This is a genomic window from Pseudomonadota bacterium, assembly GCA_016195085.1.
Taxonomy (GTDB): domain Bacteria; phylum Pseudomonadota; class Alphaproteobacteria; order SHVZ01; family SHVZ01; genus JACQAG01.
The window spans coordinates 83,586-101,711 of record JACQAG010000060.1; the positions used below are offsets into that span (position 1 = coordinate 83,586).

Sequence of the window (18,126 nt, forward strand, 5' to 3'; positions counted from 1 at the left end):
TGGCCGACCGCAACGTCATCGTCGCCAGTCGTTGATCCGATCGAGGGGATAGATCGGCCGCCTCACCTTGCTAAACGCGAGCCGGCCGTTGTCGGAGGTGGTGACGCCGCTGCCGTCGAGGGTGAGCGTGTGCCGGGCGAGGGGCTTGAAGCCGGCGCGCCAATGGATCCGCGACTTCAACAGCAGATACCGCTTCTTTCGCGGATCGATGCCGACCGAGGTGAACACGCCGGTATCGAACGGCTCATGGTGGTGGGAGACGACCACGATCTCGACCTTGCCGGTGTCGATGACGGCGGTGGCACCCATATGCACCCGAATGCCGGTCGCCATCGGTCCGCTGACGGTCCACTCGCCGTCGGTCAAGGCCTTGACCGTGCCGGTCACCTCGAGCGGGCGGCCGGTTTCGCCGATGGCGGGCATGTCCATCTTGCCGCCGAGCGTGAGCGTCACCCGGCGGCCGACGCCGGCCTTCTGCATGGCTTTGACGGCGTCCGGATCCCACACCGCTGCGACCGCGACGTCGGCCAGGTCCTGACGCATCACCTCGGCGATCACCGTCATCACATCCTGGGTGCCGCCGGAGGCGCAGTTGTCGGCGTGATCAAGGAGCACGATCGGGCCGTCGGTCAGCGTTTTCGCCTCGGCCACGGTCTCGGCCAAGGGGCGGTGACGGTAGATGAACTCCTCGCGCCCGGCCCAGGCAAGATCCAAGAGCCGGTCGCGGGCCCGCCGGGCTCCGGCGCGGTCGCCATCGGCGACGACCACGACCGAGGTGCCGGCATCCTTGATGTCGGCCAAGGGAAAGCCGCCGAACACGGTCGCCGCCAGAACGCCGCCCCGCTCCGCCAGACGGGCGGCTTCCTGCAGGCCGCGCATCGGCTCGTCGTCGGTGCCCTGGCGGAGGGTTTGCGACAGGAGCGGCACCTGGCCCCATGCCATCACCGGGTTCGATTTGCCGGCCATGGCATCGAGCACGATCCGTCCGACATGGCGTCCGGCCTCGTGCATGTCGATATGCGGATAGGTCTTGTAGCCGACCATGGCGGTCGCGTTCTCGACCATCGCCTGGGTCAAGTTGCAGTGGAGATCGAGGGCGACGGCGATCGGCAGGCCCGGCGCGATCTGCCGCAGCCGCTCGAGCAGCGTGCCCTCGCCATCCTCGGTGGTCTCCGACACCATTGCGCCGTGCAGATCGAGAAGCGCGCCGTCGCAGCCTTTCGCCACCGCATCGGCGATGGCATTGGTCATGTGCTCATAAGCCCGGCGCGCGACCGGGCGCGAGGGTGCCGCCTGTGCTGCGATGGGAATGACGGTCTCGGCTCCCGCCGCATCGGCCAGCTCCAGAAACGCCGCAAACGCGGTGTTGGTCCCCTGGAAGGCGCGCCTGGCCGCCTCGCCCTCGTAGGCCCCACGCTCGACGAAGCGCGACCATTCCGTCGGCACCGGCGAGAAGATGTTGGTCTCGTGCATCATCATGGCTACGACCAGGCGCATGGGCGGACGCTCCGGAGGAAGGGGCTAGTTCCAGGGGTTCACGACGGACAGGTCGAGATCCTCGAAATGACGCAGGTTCCGTGTCGCGATCGTCGCCCGGTGCGCGGCAGCGATGCCGGCGATTTGGGTGTCACGGATTTCAACCGGGCGACCCGCACGTCGCCGATCCGCGGCAATCAGCGCGGCAGCGGTCGCCGCCTGAGCATCGAAGGACAGGACACGGTCTTCGAGGTCTTGCTCCAGGATCGTCTCGAAGGCTTCTTGCAGCCGGCTCCGCGCTCTTCCATGCGGCAACAGCGCAAGCCCAAACCGGACTTCGAAGACGGTCACCGACGATGTCCAGACGGAAGCCATCGGTTGTCGGTTCAGCCAAGCGACGACGGACCGATCGGGCGTGTCGCGCATCAAGGCGGAGATCACATTGGTATCTAGGATGATCACTTGCGGAAGCGAGCCGGCTGCGGCCGCTGACCCCGAAGCTCTTCGATCTCTCCATTAAACCCAAGTCCGGCGAAACGCGAGGCGATGCGCGTGCCGAGAGGGATCCCAACGCGCTTGTCCATTGCGGCCGAAGAAAGGATTTCGCGGACCTCCTCTTCGAGACTCCGCCCATGCTTTTTGGCGCGGCGGCGGAGACGCTCCTTGACGTCGTCATCGAGCTTGCGAACCAAGAGCTGCGCCATAGGAGTGCTCCTTTGACCGTACGATATCATGATATCAATCGAGACGGCCCAAGCCAAGCTTGACCACCGGGCTGGCCATCCCGAAGGTCATCCCGCTCAAGGAGAGCTAGAACTGCTCCTCGGCGAGATCGAGGGCGGCGCTGCCGCCGGTGACCTGGCGCACCAGCGCCGGGGCTTGCGAGAGCACGTGGTCGGCGTAGAAGCGCGCCGTGGTGAGCTTGCCCTTGAGAAAGCCCGAGGCGCCGTTGGCGCCGGCGAGCTGCCGCTTGGCCGCGGTCGCGGCCCGGGCCATGGCCCAGCCGCCGGCGACGATGCCGAAGAGCCGCAAATAGGGAACGGCACCGACCGCGGCGGTGCGGACGTCGCCGGGATAGGTCGCAACCAGCCAGTCCGTCGCCTCGGCGAGCGCCGTCGCCCCGGCGCTGAGCGATTGGCCGACCGGCGCCAAGCCCTCGTCGCGTTGTCTGTCGATCGTCTCGGCGGCTCGCTCGACCTCGGCCAGGAACAGGCGCGCGGCCTCGCCGCCGTCGCGCACCACCTTGCGGCCGACGAGGTCGTTCGCCTGGATGCCGTTGGTGCCTTCGTAGATCGGCGTGATCCTGGCGTCGCGCAAGTGCTGGGCGGCACCGGTCTCTTCGATGAAGCCCATGCCGCCATGCACTTGGATGCCGGTGGAGGCGATCTCGACCGCGGTATCGCTGCACCAGGCCTTCACCACCGGCACCAGGAGATCGACCAGCGTCTGGGAGCGCGCGCGGAGAGCGCGGTCGGGATCTCGGCGCGCCCGGTCGAGCCAGGACGCGGTTTGATAGGCAAGCCCGCGCATCGCCTCGGTCTGGGATTTCATCGAGATCAGCATGCGCCGCACATCGGGATGGCGGATGATCGGCACCGGGCCGGGGCTGCCCTCGATGGCGCGGCTCTGCACGCGGACCCGGGCAAATTCCCTCGCCTGCTGATAGGCACGCTCGGCCACGCCCAGACCCTGGATGCCGACGCCGATGCGCTCGTTGTTCATCATCGTGAACATGCACTCGATGCCGCGATTCTCGCCGCCGACGAGGGTGCCGAGCGCGCCGCCGTCGTCGCCATAGGCCAAGACGCAGGTGGGCGAGGCGTGGATGCCGAGCTTGTGCTCGAGCGACACGCAGCGCACATCGTTGCGTCGGCCCAAGCTGCCGTCGCCATTGACCAGGAATTTCGGCACGATGAAGAGCGAGATCCCGCGCGTGCCGGGCGGGGCATCGGGCGTGCGGGCGAGCACCATGTGCACGATGTTCTCGGCCATGTCGTGCTCGCCATAAGTAATGAAGATCTTCTGCCCGGTGATGCGGTAGGCGTTGCCGTCAGGCACCGCCTTGGTGCGCAAGGCGCCGAGATCGGTGCCGGCCTGCGGCTCGGTCAGGTTCATGGTCCCGGTCCACTCCCCGGAGACGAGCTTAGCGAGATAGAGCCGCTTCTGCTCCTCCGAGCCATGATGGACGAGGAGGTCGAGGGCGCCGCCGTTCAGCATCGGGCAGAGGGAGAAGCTCATATTGGCCGAGCTCCACATCTCGGCCAGCGCCGTTTGCACCATCCAGGGCAGGCCTTGGCCGCCATGCTCCGGCTCGAACGGCACGCTGTTCCAACCGCCGGCGACGAAGCCGCGATATGCCTCGGCGAAGCCCTTGGGCGTGCGCACCACGCCGTTCTCCAGGACCGAGCCCTCGCGGTCGCCCCCTTGGTTGAGCGGCGCCAGCACGCCCGAGGCAAAGCGCCCGGCCTCCTCCAGGATCTGGTCCACCAGCGCCGGCTCGGCGGCCTCGAAACCGGGGAGCGCGGCGATCTCCGACAAGCCGGCGATCTCGTTGAGGGCGAAGCGCATATCCTCGATCGGCGGCGCGTAGGGCGTCATCGTCTCACAGCACCTTGCCGGGATTCATGATGCCCTTGGGATCGAGGGCCGCCTTGATGCGGCGCATCAGGTCGAGCTCGGTTGCGCTCTTGTAGTGCTGGAGCTCCTCGCGCTTGAGGCGGCCGATGCCGTGCTCGGCCGAGATCGAGCCGCCGAACTCCACCACGCAGTCATGCACCACGCGGTTGAACTCCGCCCAGCGGGCGAGGAACGCCTTCGCATCGCCGCCCACCGGCTCGGCGACGTTGAAGTGGATATTGCCGTCGCCGACATGGCCGAAGGCGACCAGCCTTGCCTTCGGCTCGAGCTTCAGCACGCGGGCATGCGCCTCCTGCATGAACGCCGGCACGCGGGCGACCGGCACGGAGACGTCGTGCTTGATCGAAGCACCCTCCGCCTTCTGCGCCTCCGCCGCGGTCTCGCGCAGCTTCCAGAAGGCGGCGGATTGCGCTTCGCTCTGCGCGATCGTCGCATCGAGCACCAAGCCGTCCTCGGCGGCTTGGCCCAGCATCTCTTCCAGCGCATCGCCGAGCCCGATATCGTGGTCGGCGGTGGAGGTGATCTCGACCAAGGCATAGTGGCCGTAGCGCCGGGAGAGCGGATTGACGGTGCCCGGAATGTGCTTCAGCACCAGCTCCAGGACCGGCCAGGAGACCAGCTCGAAGGTGGTGACCTGATCGCCGGTGGCCGCCCTTGTGCGCGCCAACAGCTCGATCGCCGCCTCCACGTCGCGGAGTGCTACGAACGCCGTCCGGCGGTCGCGGGGTTTCGGGAACAGCTTCAGGACCGCAGCCGTGATGATGCCGAGCGTGCCTTCGGCGCCGACGAAGAGCTGCTTCAGATCGAAGCCGGTATTGTCCTTGCGCAGCGAGCGCAGCCCGTCCCAGATGCTGCCGTCGGGCAACACCACCTCGAGGCCGAGCACCAGCTCGCGGGCATTGCCGTAGCGCAAGACCGCGGTGCCGCCGGCATTGGTCGACAGATTGCCGCCGATCTGGCAGCTGCCCTCGGCGCCGAGGCTCAAGGGGAAGAACCGGTCGGCATCCGCGGCGCGGCGCTGGATGTCGGCGAGCACGCAGCCGGCCTCGACCGTGATCGTGTAGTTGAGCGGGTCGATCGCTCGGACCCGATTGAGACGTCCCAGGCTCAAGACGATCGCCGCCCCGTCCTCATAGGGTGTGGCACCGCCGCACATGCCGGTATTGCCACCCTGGGGTACCACCGGGGTGCCGGTCTCGGCCGCGATGCGCATCACCTCGGCCACCTCGGCCACGGTGCCGGGGCGGACCACCATGGATGTCCGGCCGTGCCAAAGCCCACGCCAATCGGTGAGATAGGGCTCGATCTCATCCGCGCCGACGAGGCAGGCCTTGTCGCCGACGGCGCGGCGGATGCGCTCGAGCGTACTCGGATCCGGCGAAGCGCGGTTTCGGATGGCGGTGGCCATGCGTCACTCCTCGGCTCTTCATGTATCGCCTTCCGACAGGCCCGGCAAGCCGCGCCCCCGGCCCAATCCCGGGAGACCGTCAGCGCGGTGCCGCGGCGCGCTCCAGGCGGTCGTTGATGGCAAGCCCAAGCCCCATATTGGGGATCGGCATGACCGCGATCCTCGTGAAGTCCGGCCGATCGAGCCGGCGCAGATAGGCGAAGAGATTGGCGGCCGCCTCGACCAGATCGCCCTTGGGGCTGAGGTTGAGGGTGGCGGCCGCTCCCGCCGGCACGCTCCCGCCGAAGGCTAAGAGCGCCTCCTCGGCGCCGACGTCGATCGCATTCAGCCGCACCAGGAGACCGGGCGCGTAGTGGCTCATGAGCTGCCCCGGCGATCGGATCGGATCGCCCTCCGCCGCGTCTTCCAGGGGCCCGATCAGGGCGGCGATCTCCTCGGCCGCGATGCCGCCGGGGCGGAGCAGCGCGGCCTTCTCCCGGGAGAGGTCGAGCACGGTCGATTCCACGCCGATGCGGCACGGGCCCGCATCCAGGATCATCGCGACCTTGTCACTGAGCTCGTTGGCCACGTCAGCGGCGGTGGTCGGGCTGAGCTTGCCTGATATGTTGGCGCTGGGGGCGACGATCGGCCGGCCGGCGGCGCGGATCAGCGCCCGGGCAACGTCATGTGCCGGCACCCGAACCGCCACCGTGTCGAGGCCGGCCGAGGCAAGCAGGCTCACCCCACATTCGGGCGTCCGCGGCAGGACCAGGGTCAGCGGGCCCGGCCAGAATCGCTGGGCCAGGCGATCGGCGGTGTCGGTGAAGTGGGCGATCTTGCGGGCGTCGTCCACTGCGGCCACATGCGCGATCAGCGGGTTGAAGCTCGGACGCGCCTTTGCCGCATAGAGGCGGGCGACGGCGGCATCGCTGGTGGCGTCGGCACCGACGCCATAAACCGTCTCCGTCGGAAAGGCGACGAGCCGCCCCTCGCGAAGCGCGAACGCAGCCGCCTCGATGGCCTTCGCGTTGGCGGGAACGGGCGCAGTCATCGGCGTGTTCGGCCGGGCGCCGCCCTGCCCCCTCCGGCCCGGCGAGGCCGTGCTTGTGCTGTCTCTTCGCTGCGGTGCACAATCAATCCTAATTGGACGAGGTGAGCGATGGCGGCACGGGTCATCACGGTGGCGCAACAGAAGGGCGGGGCGGGCAAGACGACGCTCGTCGCCCATCTTGCGGTCGCCTGGGCCGTCGCCGGCAAGCGGGTGGCGATCGTGGATATCGACCCGCAAGCAAGCCTGACCAAATGGTATGCCGAGCGCGCGAGAGTCGCCAAGGCGGTGCCGATCGAGCTGCGCTGCATCGCCGGCTGGCGCTTGGCGGCGGAGATCGATCGCCTCAGGCCGGACTTCGATGTGGTGATCATCGATAGCCCGCCCCACGCCGAGACCGAGGCGCGCATCGCGGTCCGCGCGGCCGATCTCCTGGTCGTGCCGGTGCAGCCGAGCCCAATGGATTTCTGGGCGACGAAGGTGACCCTCGATCTCGCCCGCGGCGAGAAGTGCCCGGCGCTGTTGGTGTTGAACCGCTTGCCGGCGCGCGGCAATCTGGCCGACGCCATGCGCGCGAAGATGGCCGAGCTGGATACGCCGCTGGCGACCAGCAGCATCGGCAATCGCGTGGCCTTGGCGGCAAGCTTGCTCGAAGGGCGCGGCATCGTCGAGTCGTCCGCCTCCAGCACGGCGGCAACCGAGATCGGAGCGCTTGCCGAGGAGGTGTTCACCCGGGCGGCCGGCCGCGGGCAATGAAGCCGGGATTCTCGAAGCCGCGTTTGCCATAGCGAAACTTCGAGCCGTCGAGCTCGGTCATGCTGCCGCCGGCGGCCTCGACGATGGCATGCCCGGCCGCCGTATCCCACTCCATGGTGCGCCCGAAGCGCGGATAGAGATCGGCCTCGCCGGCCGCCAGAATGCAGAATTTGACGGCGCTGCCGGAGCGCTTGATCTCCATCACCTGGTATTGGGCCAAGAGCGCATCCAGGCGCGGGCTCGGATGCGAGCGGCTGGCGATCACGGTCAAGCCCTCGGGCGGTGCTGCCCGGCAGGCGATCGGCGTCCTCTTGCCGCCGGCATCCTCGAGGAACGCCGAACCAGGACCAGCACCGGCGTAGGTCAGGCCCGTGACCGGCACGTGGATCACGCCCAAGGCCGGCGTATCGCCGGCAATTAGGCCGATATTGACGGTGAATTCGCCGTTGCGCTTGACGAACTCCTTGGTGCCGTCGAGGGGATCGACGAGCCAGAAGCGGCCGCCGGCAATGTCGGTGACGATGCCCGCCGCCACCTCTTCCTCCGCCACCGTCGGAATCTCCGGGGTAAGGCGGCGCAAGGCATCGAGAATGATCGCCTCGGCCGCACCGTCGGCCACCGTGACCGGCGAGTCGTCGGTCTTGCGCGCGACCGCGAAGTCGCCGGCATAGTGCTTGAGGATCTCGCTTCCGGCGCGCCGCGCGATGTGGACGATCTCCGGCACGAGACGGGCGTAGTCCGTCATGCCATGCCTCTGCGGCGATCGGCCGACGTACCCAGTGCCAAGGCCACGGCGGATGGGTCCCCTTGGATGGCCGTGCCTACTCGGCTGCCTGTTTCAGGCCGCCATTGATCGCCGCCCACACCTTCTGCGGCGTCGCCGGCATGTCGATGTGCTTCACCCCATGGGGCTGGAGCGCATCGATGAGCGCGTTGATCACCGTGGGCGGCGCACCGATGGCGCCGGCCTCGCCGCAGCCCTTGAGGCCGAGCGGGTTGGTCCGGCATTTGACCGGGTGCATGTCGAAGCTGATCGGCGGGATGTTGGTGGCCCTGGGCATGCAGTAATCCATGAACGAGCCCGTCAGCAGCTGACCGGACTCGGCATCATAGGTGCAGCCTTCCAGCAGCGCTTGGCCCAGCCCCTGGGCGATGCCGCCATGGACCTGGCCCTGCACCAGCATCGGATTCAGGACGGTGCCGAAATCGTCGACGATGGTGTAGCGATCGACGCTGACGATGCCGGTCAGCGGGTCGACCTCGACCTCGGCGATATGGCAGCCATTGGGGTATGTCGATGCCGGCGGCGTGAAGGTGTTGGCGGCATCGAGACCCGGATCCATGCCCGGCGGCCGCTTCTTCGCATCCTTGGCGGCGGCGGCCGCCTCGAACACGCTCATCGAGCGATCGGTGCCGGAGATGACGAACCGGCCATCGTCGAATACGATGTCGGACTCGGCCGCTTCCAGGACATGGGCGGCGATCTTCTTGCCTTTCTCGATCACTTTGGTGACGGCACCGGAGAGCGAGACCCCGCCCACCGGCAGCGAGCGGGAGCCGCCGGTGCCGCTGCCGCTTTCCACCGTCTGGGTGTCGCCTTGGATGACGCGCACCTTGTCGATGTCGACGCCAAGCCCGTCGGCGACGAGCTGCGCATAGGCAGTCTCATGGCCCTGGCCGTTGGATTGGGTTCCGATCCTGACGATGATGGTACCGGCCGGATCGACCTCGATCCAGGCCGACTCCGGGCCGCCGCCGCCGCAGGCTTCCACGTAAGTCGCCATGCCGATGCCGCGGAGCTTGCCCTTGCGCTCGGAGTCCGCCTTGCGTTTGGCGGCACCCTCCCAGTCGGCGCGCTGCATGCATTTTTCCATGGCGGCGGCGAATTCGCCGGAGTCGTAGGTTTCGCCCAAGGCGGTGGTGAACGGCATTGCCGAAGGCTGGATGAAGTTGCGCCGCCTGATCTCGGCCGGGCTCAAGCCGAGCTCGCGCGCCGCCAAATCCACGAGCCGCTCGACCAAGTATGCCGCTTCGGGGCGGCCGGCGCCGCGATAGGCGTCGACCGGCACGGTATGGGTGAAGACGCCGCGGATATGGGCGTGAATGGCGGGAGTCGAATAGAGCCCGGCCAGCATGCCGGTACCCGCCAGCGTCGGGATGAAGGGTCCGTAATTCGAGAGATAGGCGCCGAGATTGGCGATGGTGGAGACCTTGAGCGCCAGGAACTTGCCGTCCTTGTCGAGGGCAAGCTCGGCCTTGCTCACATGGTCGCGGCCTTGCGTATCGGAGAGGAAGGCGTCCGCCCGCTCGCAGGTCCATTTGATCGGCCGGCCGAATCGCTTCGCCGCCCAGGTCACCAGCGCGTGCTCGCGGTAGAGGAACAGCTTCATGCCGAAGCCGCCGCCGACATCGGGCGTGACCACGCGGATCGTCGCCGGCTTGACCTTGAGCACGGATTCGCCGAGCAGGCCCTGGACCGTGTGGGAGCCCTGGGAGGAGGTGTAGAGGGTGTATTGGCCGGTTGTGGCGTCATAGGCGCCGATGGCACCCCTCGGCTCCATCGAGTTCACCACCACCCGGTTGTTGACGAGCTCGATCCGGCTCACATGATGTGCCTTCTTGAAGGCGGAATCGGCCGCCTTCTCGTTGCCGAGCTCCCAGTCGAACACCAGATTGTTCTTGGCCTGAGGCCACACCGAGGCGGCACCCGGCGCCAGCGCGCCGGCGGTGTCGGCGACCGCCGGCTGCTCCTGCCAGTCGATGTCGATGAGCTCGGCGGCATCGCGGGCCTGGGCCAGGCTCTCGGCGACGACGACGGCCACCGCGTCGCCGACATGGCGCACGGCATCGCTGGCAAGCACGGGATAAGGCGGCGAATAGGACATGCTGCCGTCGCGATTGGTGACCGGCGCCTTGCAGGGAATGTCGCCGAGCCCGTCCTTGAGCGCGTCGGCGCCGATCAGGACGCCGGCCACTCCCGGCATCTTTGCGGCCTTGGCGGTGTCCTTGATCGTGAACGAGGCGTGCGCGTGCGGCGAACGCACCACATAGAGATGGGCTTGGCCCGGCAGATTGATGTCGTCGGTATAGCGACCCTGTCCGGTCAGGAACCGGCTATCTTCCTTGCGTTTGATCGATTGACCGAAACCGAACTTTCCCATAACCGCGTGACCCATTGCGAATGATGCGAGCGTGTGACGTCGATCATAGGGTGCGTCATGGCCCCGGACCAGTGGGTCGGTCGGGCGCCGATACGGGAGCGATGATTGCATGTGCGGTCGCTATAGCCTGATCACGCCGACCGAGGCGCTGCGCCAGCTGATGGCGTTCATGGATCTGCTCAATCTGGAACCGCGCTACAATGTGGCGCCGACGCAGATGATGCCCGTGGTGCGCCCGGAAGAAGGTGGTCGCCGCCGGCTGGTGCTGCTGCGCTGGGGATTGATCCCGTCCTGGGCGAAGGACGCGACCATTGGCGCCAAATGCATCAATGCCCGCACCGAGTCGGTGGCCGAGAAGCCGGCGTTCCGCACCGCCTTGCGCCAGCGTCGCTGCCTGGTGCTGGCGGACGGATATTATGAGTGGCGACAGGAAGGCAAGGCGAAGCAGCCCTACCGCATCGTGCTCAAGGCCGGCGGCCCCTTCGCCATCGCCGGCATCTGGGAAGGCTGGCGTTCGCCCGCGGGCGAGCCGATCGAGAGCTTCGCCCTCATCACCACCGTCGCCGGCGAGGACATCGCCCATATCCACGATCGCATGCCGGTGATCCTGGCACCCGAGGACTATGCGCTCTGGCTCGATCCCGATCCGGCGCAGCTGCCGCGCCAGCTCGAGCTCTTGCGCCCGAGCCCGAAGGGCCTCATCTCGGCCTACGCGGTCTCGATGCGGGTCAATTTCGTGCGCAATGACGATGAAGAGTGCATTCGGCCGGCCGCGCCGGCGGCGCCGACGCTGTTCTGAGGCTACCAGCGCTGGCGCAGCGCCAACAGGGCTTCGGCCTGGGCGCGGTCGAGGGGGCGGGCGAAGAGGTAGCCTTGCGCGAATTCGCAATCGAGCGCGCGGAGCTGGGCTACCTGCTCCGCCGTCTCCACCCCTTCGGCGACCACGTCCATGTCCAGATTGTGGGCGAGCAGCACGATCGAGCGCACGATCTCCAGATTGCCGCGGTCATGCACCATGTTGGCGACGAACGACTGATCGATCTTGAGGGTATCGATCGGGAAGGTGTGGAGGTAGCTGAGCGATGAATAGCCGGTGCCGAAATCGTCGAGCGACAGGCGGATGTCGAGCGCCTTCAGCTGGTTCAGGATCTCGCGGGCGCGGTTGGTGTTCTGCATGAGGGCGGTCTCGGTGAGCTCCAGCTTCAGATGCTCGGCCTTCCAGCCCGACCGGCTCAAGGTTTCCACCACGTCGCCCACCAGGTCGATCTGGTTGAACTGCCGGATCGACAGGTTGACGCTCACCGTCAGCGGCGGATTGCTGGGAAAACGCTGCTGCCATTCCTGCATGCGGGCGCAGGCCTCGCTCAAGACCCAGGCGCCGAGATCGACGATGAGCCCGGTCTCCTCGGCCACCGGCACGAACTCGGCGGGCGACAGCAGGCCGCGCTGCGGGTGCTGCCAGCGCAAGAGCGCTTCGAAGCCGGCGACCCGTCCGGTCTCGAGGGAGACGATCGGCTGGTAATGCAGCACCAGCTCCTGGCGCTCGATCGCGCGGCGGAGGTCGGTATCGAGGGTCAAGAGCTTGATCGCGTGCGTGTGCAGGCTCGGATCGAACAGCTCGGCCCTGGCCTTGCCCAAGGACTTGGCGCGGTACATGGCGAGCTCGGCGTCCCTCAGCATGTCCTCCGCCCGCTCATACTTGTCGACGCTGTGGGCGATGCCGATCGATCCGGTGGTGACGATGTCGTGGCTGTCGATGCGCACGGGGAGCGCCAGCGCGCCGAGGAGCGTTTCGGCGGCCCGTCGCGCCTCCTCGGGCGAGTGCGCCTCCTCGAGCAGGACCGCGAACTCGTCGCCGCCGAGACGGGCGACCGTGTCGCCGAGGCCGACGCTCGACTGCAGGCGGAGCGCAATGGCCGCCAACAGCTCGTCGCCGCGCCGGTGGCCGAGGCTGTCGTTGACGACCTTGAAGCGGTCGAGATCGAGGCAAAGCAGCGCAAAGCCGGTGCCGCCATGGCGATGGCTGCGGGCAATGGCCTGCGCCAGGCGGTCGACGAGGAGGGCCCGGTTCGGCAGCTTGGTCAAGGCGTCGTGGAGCGCCTCGTGGATCGCCTGCTCCTCGGCCCGCTTGCGCGCGGTGATGTCGGTCAAGGATCCGGCAATGCGGTAGGCGCGGCCTTCGGCGTCGCGCACCGCCAGACCCCGCACCAGGACCCAGAGATAGCTGTCATTCATGTGGCGCAGGCGATGCTCGGACTCGAAATGCGGCACGCGGCCCACCAGGTGGCTGTCGAGCTGGGCGGTGACCCGCTCCACGTCTTCGGCATGGATGCGGTCGATCCATTCTCCCGACTTGTCGCCGATGTCTTCCTCGGCATATCCCAGGATCTGCTTCCAGCGGCTGGAGAAAAACACGCGCTCGGTCATGAGATCCCAGTCCCACAACCCGTCATTGGCGCCGCGCGCGGCGAGCGCGTAGCGCTCTTCGCTGGCCTTGAGCTGCGCCGCGGTGGTCACGTCGGAGAGGACCAGCGTGGTGCCGCCGCCCGGCAGGCCCTTGCTGACAATCTCGAGGATGCGCCCGCCCGGGGTCAGGTGCTCGCGCGGGCCCCCCTCGCCCGTCCCGAGCTTGCCCGCGAGCCAATGGCCGAGCTGGGAAGGATCGCCAGGCCCGAGATCGCCCCGTTCGGCAAGATGCATAGCCAACTGCGGCAGCTCGACCCCGTCCTGGGCCATGGTTTCCGGCTCGAGCTCCAGAAGCTCGGAGAACCGCCGGTTGCAGGCGATGAGATGCCCGGAGGCGTCGAAAGCCGCCACGCCCTGGCTGAGACCGTCGAGCGCCGCGCGGAGCGTCGCTTCAGGTCCGCCATCATCCATATGGGCGGAAGCAGGACGACGAAGCGTCATCGAGGAGCCTTGATCGGGACCGGCCGAATGTAGCGACGGCGAGGCCTTCTGTCACGCCGGCCCTCGCCTCAAGGCTTAACGCGGAGCCTCACTGCGCGGCCACCGCGATGGCGGAGGCGAGCTGGCGGGAAACCAGCTGAGCGTAGAGCCCGCCCTTCGCCAAGAGGGTCTCGTGCGTGCCGGTCTCGGCCACGCGCCCCTCGTCCAGGACCACGATCAGATGCGCATCGCGCACCGTCGAGAGGCGATGGGCGATGACGATCGTGGTCCGGTCGGTCTGCAGCCGGTCAAGCGCGCTGCGGACTGCCTGCTCGTTGAGCGCGTCCAGATGCGAGGTGGCCTCGTCCAGGATCAGGACCGGGGCATCCTTGAGGAAGGCGCGGGCGATGGCGACGCGTTGGCGTTGGCCGCCCGACAGGCTGGTTCCGCGCTCGCCCACGCGCGCATCGAGACCCTCGGGAAGCGCTTCGAGGAGATCGCCGAGCGAGGCGTGCTCGACCGCTTGGCGGAGCTCGGCTTCGCTGGCCTCTGGTCGTGCGATGAGGATGTTGTTCCTGAGCGAGTCGTTGAAGAGATAGGTGTCTTGCGCGACGAGCGCGATCAACCGGCGCAGATCGTCGAGCCGGAATCGGCGGAGATCGGCACCGTTCAAGCTGATTCGACCTTCGTCCGGGTCCCAGAAGCGCATCAGGAGCTGCGCCGTTGTGGTCTTTCCCGCACCCGAGGTGCCGACCAGCGCCAGGGTCTTGCCGGCGGGAATGGCGAAGCTGACCCGGCTGAGGGCCTGCCGGTTCTGTCCGGGATAGGCGAAGCTAACGCCTTCGAGCGCAATCGCGGCGAGCCGCCCTTGCGCGGGCACGCCTGGCCCGTCGGTCACCGGCACGGGCTCGTTCGCCAGCCCGTAGAGGCGCCTGGTGGCACCCAGAGTGTCGGCGAGCTGCCGGCCGATCTGGGCAATCTCGGAGACCGGCAGAAAGGCCGCCATCGCCAACAGCGTCAGCAGGGGCAGGACCCCGGCGTCGATCCGCCCGCCGGTAGCAAGGAAGGCGCCGGTCGCCACCACGGCGAGGCCGCCGAGCCCGGTGAACACCTCCAGCAGGCTGTGCTGCAAGGTCAGCTCGCGATAGAACGGCAGGCGGAGCTCGATGTAGCGCTCCGAGAGCGCGTCCAGCCGCCGGCCGCGCGCGTCCTCCTGCTGGAAGGCGACGATCTCGGCCAGCCCCTGGACCGAATCGACGGCGAAGGCGCCGAGCTCGCCCGCCGCCTCGCGCGCCTCGGATCCCAGGCGATCCACGCGCTTGCGCATCAGCAGCGGGCTCAATCCGACCGCCAGCAGAAAAGGCACGAGCGCCAGCGCCATCCATGGGCTGACCGAACCCAGGACCGCCAGCACCATCGCCGGGATCAGGATGGCGACGAAGGCCGGCGCCACGGTGTGGGCGAAAAAATACTCGACCAGCTCGATGTCGTGTGTCGCCAGCGCCAAGAGATCGCCGGTCCGGCGCCGCACCAGATAGGCCGGGGCCAACGCGTCGAGCTTGCGGAACGCGTCGATCCGCATCTCCGCCAACAGGCGAAACGCGATGTCATGAGCCAACCACGACTCGAGCCAATGCATGACGCCCGAGAGCGGGGCCAGCACGGCGAGCGCCCAGAGCCAGGGTAGGTAAGGCTGGCCGTTCTTGAGCGCCAGCACCACGAGCGCGCTGACGGCGCCGACGCCGATGAAGGCGAGCACGCGCAGCACGCCCAAAATGAAAGTGACGGCGAGCCGGCCGCGCCAGGGCAGGATCACCTTCATGAGCTCGGCGACGAGCTGATACCAGCTCAGCCCCTCGGCCTTGATGATGCCCTCGGTCACCGGCTTGATCGCCCCGCCCGGCACGTCGGCAATGCTCTCGACCGCGCGCGCCGTGGTCGCCGCACCTGTTTTGGCGGAATGCGCCGACTCGCGGGTTTGCTCCGCCATCAGCCGGGCGTAGACCCCACCCCTCTGCATCAGCTCCTCGTGCCGGCCGCTGTCGACGACGCGACCTTGATCCAGCACCAGGATCCGATCGCAATCGATCACGCTGGAGAGCCGGTGCGCCAGGATCAGCGTCGTCCGTCCGCGCATGAGCCGGTCGAGGGCCGCCTGAATCACCGCCTCGTTTTCGGCGTCGACCGCCGACAAGGCCTCGTCCAGCACTAGAATCGGCGTGTCGCGGAGCAGTGCGCGGGCGATGGCGACGCGCTGGCGCTGACCGCCGGAGAGCTTGATGCCCTTCTCGCCGACCACCGTCTGGTAGCCCTCAGGCAGCGTCATGACGAAGTCATGGATATTGGCCGCCCGCGCCGCCGCCTCGATATCCGCGTGGCTGGCATCGGGCCGGCCGAGGCGGATGTTCTCTTCGACCGTGCCATGAAAGAGGAAGGTATCCTGGTTGACGACGGAGATCATCGAGCGGATCTCGGCAAAGGACAGGCGGCGGAGATCGTAGCCGCCGATCCGAATTCGACCCTGGTCCGGATCGTAGAACCTGAGCAGGAGACGCACGATCGATGACTTGCCGCCCCCCGAAGGGCCGACGAGGCCGATCCGTTCGCCTTGGGCCACGCGGAATTCGAGGCGGTCGTGGACCACCCGGCCCTGGCTGGAATAGGCGAAGCGCACGCCTTCGAAAGCGATGCTGGGCTCGAGCGGCCGCTCCAGGCCCTGCGTCGGCGCGTCGGCCACCGCCGGATGGTCGTCGAGGATCTGATAGATGCCGTGCGCGGCCGACATGCCGACCATGCCCTGGTGCAGCACGGTCCGGAGCTCGCGCATCGGTCGGAAGATCTCGGCACCCAGCATCAGGATGATAAGGAGCTGGGTCAGCTCCATGGCGCCCGCCTCGACGCGAAAGGCGCCCACTGCGAGCGCGGCGGCGGCGCCCGAGGCGATCGCGGTGTCGGTGATGCCGCGGGCGAGAGCGTTGGTGGCGAGCACCCACATGGTGCGCCGGAACAGATCGCGGGCCTCGTGCTCGAGCCTGTCGGCGCGCGCCTTGCTCTGCCCGAAGGCCTTCAAGGTGACGAGGCCCTGGATCGAATCGAGGAACTCGGCCGCGAATCCGGCATAGGCCTTCTGCCGCTGGCGGGCGTTGGCGCTATCCCAGCGGTGCCAGAGTGCGGGAGCGAACAAGGCCACCAGTGCGAATAGGAACATCACCATTGCCACCGGCAGATCGATCCAGGCGACGGCGGCGAAGATCAGGATCGGCGTCATCAGGGCGATGAGGAACTGCGGCAGGAATTGGCCGAAATAGGTCTCGAGCTGCTCGACCCCATCGGTCATCGACAAGGTGAGCGCGCCCGAGCGCTGCCGGCTGACGGTGCCGGGACCAAGCGCGGCGATCTTGTCGTAGATGGTCCGGCGCAACCGCTTCTGAACGCCGGCGGCGGTTTCATGGGCGATCATGGTGCGCCAATGCTCGAAGACGCCGCGCAATCCCATGACCAGGGCGACGGCCGCCACCGGCAGCGCCAGGTCCGCGAGATCGCTGCCGGCGAACACGCGGCCGATCAGCCAGCCCAGCAGCCCGAGCCGCGCCACGCCGAAGCCGACGGCCAAGAGGCCGATGGCGACCGCCCAGAGGATGCGAAGCCGGATGCCTCGGGTGAAGCTCCACAGACGCGGCTCGAAATGCATGACTTATCTCCGGCTCCGAGGCTTACAGGGCGTTCGCGTGCCTCGGACGGGGCGACGATCCGACAATCGCCCGAGTTGCGCTACGGCAAAGGATAGTCTGGATGCCAGCGTTCAGCGCTCGACAATATAGAAGATTGTTCGTACATTTTTGTACGGAAGATAACCAGAGCTCGCCGATGATCGCCGATTGGAACGACTTCCGTGTGTTCTTGACGCTCGCCGGGGAAGGCAAGCTCACCGCCGCGGCGCGTCGGCTCGAGGTCAGCCATCCGACCGTGGCCCGCCGCATCAAAGCCCTCGAAGATACGATCGGGGCGAAGCTCTTCGACCGCCTGCCCGATCGTTTCGTTCTGACCGCCGCGGGCGAGGAGCTCATGGCCGATGCTCAGGCGATGGAGCGCGCCGCCGAATCAATCCACCGCCGCAGCGCCGGCCTTAATGACACCGCCCGTGGCGTCGTGCGCCTGTCTGCGGGCGAGGCCATGGCCGGCTTCATCGCCGGCCACTTGCCGCGTCTTCGATCGGGTTTGCAATGCGTCGAGCTCGAGCTGGTGGCGAGCCACCAGCTCGCCAATCTGTCGCGCCGCGAGGCCGATCTCCTCATTCGCGAAGAGGTGCCGGATCTCGCCAGCATCGTGACGCGCCGTCTCGGGCGCGTCGCCTATGCCGTCTACGGCGGTCCGCATCTCAATGTCGGCGACGCCACTCGAGAAGCGCTTCGCCGTCTGCCCTGGGTCGGCTTCGACGATGATCACAACTACATGCCGGGCCAAGCTTGGGTGCTCGATCTCCTCGACGGCGCCAGGCCGGAGGTGCGCGTCAACAATTGGCTCGTCATGCATGAGGCGGTCCGGTCGGGAGCGGGCCTTGCGGTGTTGCCTTGCTATCTCGGCGACGGCGATCCGCGGCTCAGCCGGCAGAGCGCGATCCTGGAAGAGGTCGCGGCCGACCAATGGCTGCTCGTGCACCGGGATCTCAGGGCGCTTCCCCGTATTCGCGCGATCATGGATGCGCTCATCCGGCTCTTCCAAGAGGAACGCGCCCGGATCGAAGGCCGGCTCGTCGCCTAGGACCGGATCGCATT

13 protein-coding genes are annotated in these 18,126 nt (G+C 67.7%); 3 read left to right on the plus strand and 10 right to left on the minus strand.

The window, feature by feature from the left end; genetic code table 11:
• Positions 1-15: 15 nt before the first annotated feature.
• From HY058_17690 to HY058_17715, 6 genes are all read right to left on the minus strand, one after another.
• On the minus strand, positions 16-1,497 hold the full coding sequence (locus HY058_17690; protein MBI3499130.1) for a M81 family metallopeptidase: 1,482 nt from the start codon (positions 1,495-1,497) through the stop codon (positions 16-18).
• A 24-nt stretch (positions 1,498-1,521) separates the two neighbouring features.
• On the minus strand, positions 1,522-1,938 hold the full coding sequence (locus HY058_17695; GenBank protein MBI3499131.1) for a type II toxin-antitoxin system VapC family toxin: 417 nt from the start codon (positions 1,936-1,938) through the stop codon (positions 1,522-1,524).
• Positions 1,935-2,180: a toxin-antitoxin system gene (locus HY058_17700; GenBank protein MBI3499132.1), complete on the minus strand. Its 246-nt coding sequence runs from the start codon at positions 2,178-2,180 to the stop codon at positions 1,935-1,937. The genes HY058_17695 and HY058_17700 overlap by 4 nt, the downstream gene beginning before the upstream one ends.
• A 106-nt stretch (positions 2,181-2,286) precedes the next feature.
• A complete protein-coding gene (locus HY058_17705; protein ID MBI3499133.1) occupies positions 2,287-4,074 on the minus strand; it encodes an acyl-CoA dehydrogenase in 1,788 nt (595 codons plus the stop codon).
• Positions 4,075-4,078: 4 nt separating this feature from the next.
• Positions 4,079-5,521, minus strand: a complete 1,443-nt coding sequence (locus HY058_17710) for an FAD-binding oxidoreductase (GenBank protein ID MBI3499134.1) — start codon at positions 5,519-5,521, stop codon at positions 4,079-4,081.
• Between the two features lie 79 nt (positions 5,522-5,600).
• On the minus strand, positions 5,601-6,551 hold the full coding sequence (locus HY058_17715) for a threonylcarbamoyl-AMP synthase (GenBank protein ID MBI3499135.1): 951 nt from the start codon (positions 6,549-6,551) through the stop codon (positions 5,601-5,603).
• A gap of 108 nt (positions 6,552-6,659) precedes the next feature.
• On the opposite strand from HY058_17715, the gene HY058_17720 reads away from it, so the two are divergent.
• Positions 6,660-7,304: a ParA family protein gene (locus HY058_17720; protein ID MBI3499136.1), complete on the plus strand. Its 645-nt coding sequence runs from the start codon at positions 6,660-6,662 to the stop codon at positions 7,302-7,304.
• On the opposite strand, the gene cysQ is transcribed toward HY058_17720, so the two are convergent.
• Both cysQ and HY058_17730 read right to left on the minus strand, forming a co-directional pair.
• Positions 7,276-8,049 (minus strand): 3'(2'),5'-bisphosphate nucleotidase CysQ, encoded by a 774-nt coding sequence (cysQ, locus tag HY058_17725; protein MBI3499137.1) that lies wholly within the window; start codon positions 8,047-8,049, stop codon positions 7,276-7,278. The genes HY058_17720 and cysQ overlap by 29 nt on opposite strands.
• A 76-nt stretch (positions 8,050-8,125) precedes the next feature.
• Complete coding sequence (locus HY058_17730) at positions 8,126-10,465, minus strand: xanthine dehydrogenase family protein molybdopterin-binding subunit (GenBank protein MBI3499138.1); 2,340 nt, start codon at positions 10,463-10,465, stop codon at positions 8,126-8,128.
• Positions 10,466-10,574: 109 nt separating this feature from the next.
• On the opposite strand from HY058_17730, the gene HY058_17735 reads away from it, so the two are divergent.
• Positions 10,575-11,264: an SOS response-associated peptidase gene (locus tag HY058_17735; protein MBI3499139.1), complete on the plus strand. Its 690-nt coding sequence runs from the start codon at positions 10,575-10,577 to the stop codon at positions 11,262-11,264.
• Between the two features lie 2 nt (positions 11,265-11,266).
• Here HY058_17735 and HY058_17740 read toward each other — a convergent pair whose 3' ends face one another.
• Together HY058_17740 and cydC are read right to left on the minus strand one after the other, a co-directional pair.
• A complete protein-coding gene (locus HY058_17740; protein MBI3499140.1) occupies positions 11,267-13,372 on the minus strand; it encodes an EAL domain-containing protein in 2,106 nt (701 codons plus the stop codon).
• 88 nt (positions 13,373-13,460) lie between these two features.
• Positions 13,461-17,042 (minus strand): thiol reductant ABC exporter subunit CydC, encoded by a 3,582-nt coding sequence (gene cydC, locus HY058_17745; GenBank protein MBI3499141.1) that lies wholly within the window; start codon positions 17,040-17,042, stop codon positions 13,461-13,463.
• Positions 17,043-17,218: 176 nt separating this feature from the next.
• Here cydC and HY058_17750 point away from each other — a divergent pair, with 176 nt between their 5' ends.
• On the plus strand, positions 17,219-18,112 hold the full coding sequence (locus HY058_17750; GenBank protein ID MBI3499142.1) for a LysR family transcriptional regulator: 894 nt from the start codon (positions 17,219-17,221) through the stop codon (positions 18,110-18,112).
• Positions 18,113-18,126 lie beyond the last annotated feature (14 nt).

Coding starts and splice junctions, on each gene's coding strand:
- HY058_17690 (MBI3499130.1), bottom strand. CDS start 1,497: ATGCGCCTGGTCGTAGCCATGATGATGCACGAGACCAACATCTTCTCG.
- HY058_17700 (MBI3499132.1), bottom strand. CDS start 2,180: ATGGCGCAGCTCTTGGTTCGCAAGCTCGATGACGACGTCAAGGAGCGT.
- HY058_17705 (MBI3499133.1), bottom strand. CDS start 4,074: ATGACGCCCTACGCGCCGCCGATCGAGGATATGCGCTTCGCCCTCAAC.
- HY058_17710 (MBI3499134.1), bottom strand. CDS start 5,521: ATGGCCACCGCCATCCGAAACCGCGCTTCGCCGGATCCGAGTACGCTC.
- HY058_17715 (MBI3499135.1), bottom strand. CDS start 6,551: ATGACTGCGCCCGTTCCCGCCAACGCGAAGGCCATCGAGGCGGCTGCG.
- HY058_17720 (MBI3499136.1), top strand. CDS start 6,660: ATGGCGGCACGGGTCATCACGGTGGCGCAACAGAAGGGCGGGGCGGGC.
- cysQ (MBI3499137.1), bottom strand. CDS start 8,049: ATGACGGACTACGCCCGTCTCGTGCCGGAGATCGTCCACATCGCGCGG.
- HY058_17730 (MBI3499138.1), bottom strand. CDS start 10,465: ATGGGAAAGTTCGGTTTCGGTCAATCGATCAAACGCAAGGAAGATAGC.
- HY058_17735 (MBI3499139.1), top strand. CDS start 10,575: ATGTGCGGTCGCTATAGCCTGATCACGCCGACCGAGGCGCTGCGCCAG.
- HY058_17740 (MBI3499140.1), bottom strand. CDS start 13,372: ATGACGCTTCGTCGTCCTGCTTCCGCCCATATGGATGATGGCGGACCT.
- cydC (MBI3499141.1), bottom strand. CDS start 17,042: ATGCATTTCGAGCCGCGTCTGTGGAGCTTCACCCGAGGCATCCGGCTT.
- HY058_17750 (MBI3499142.1), top strand. CDS start 17,219: ATGATCGCCGATTGGAACGACTTCCGTGTGTTCTTGACGCTCGCCGGG.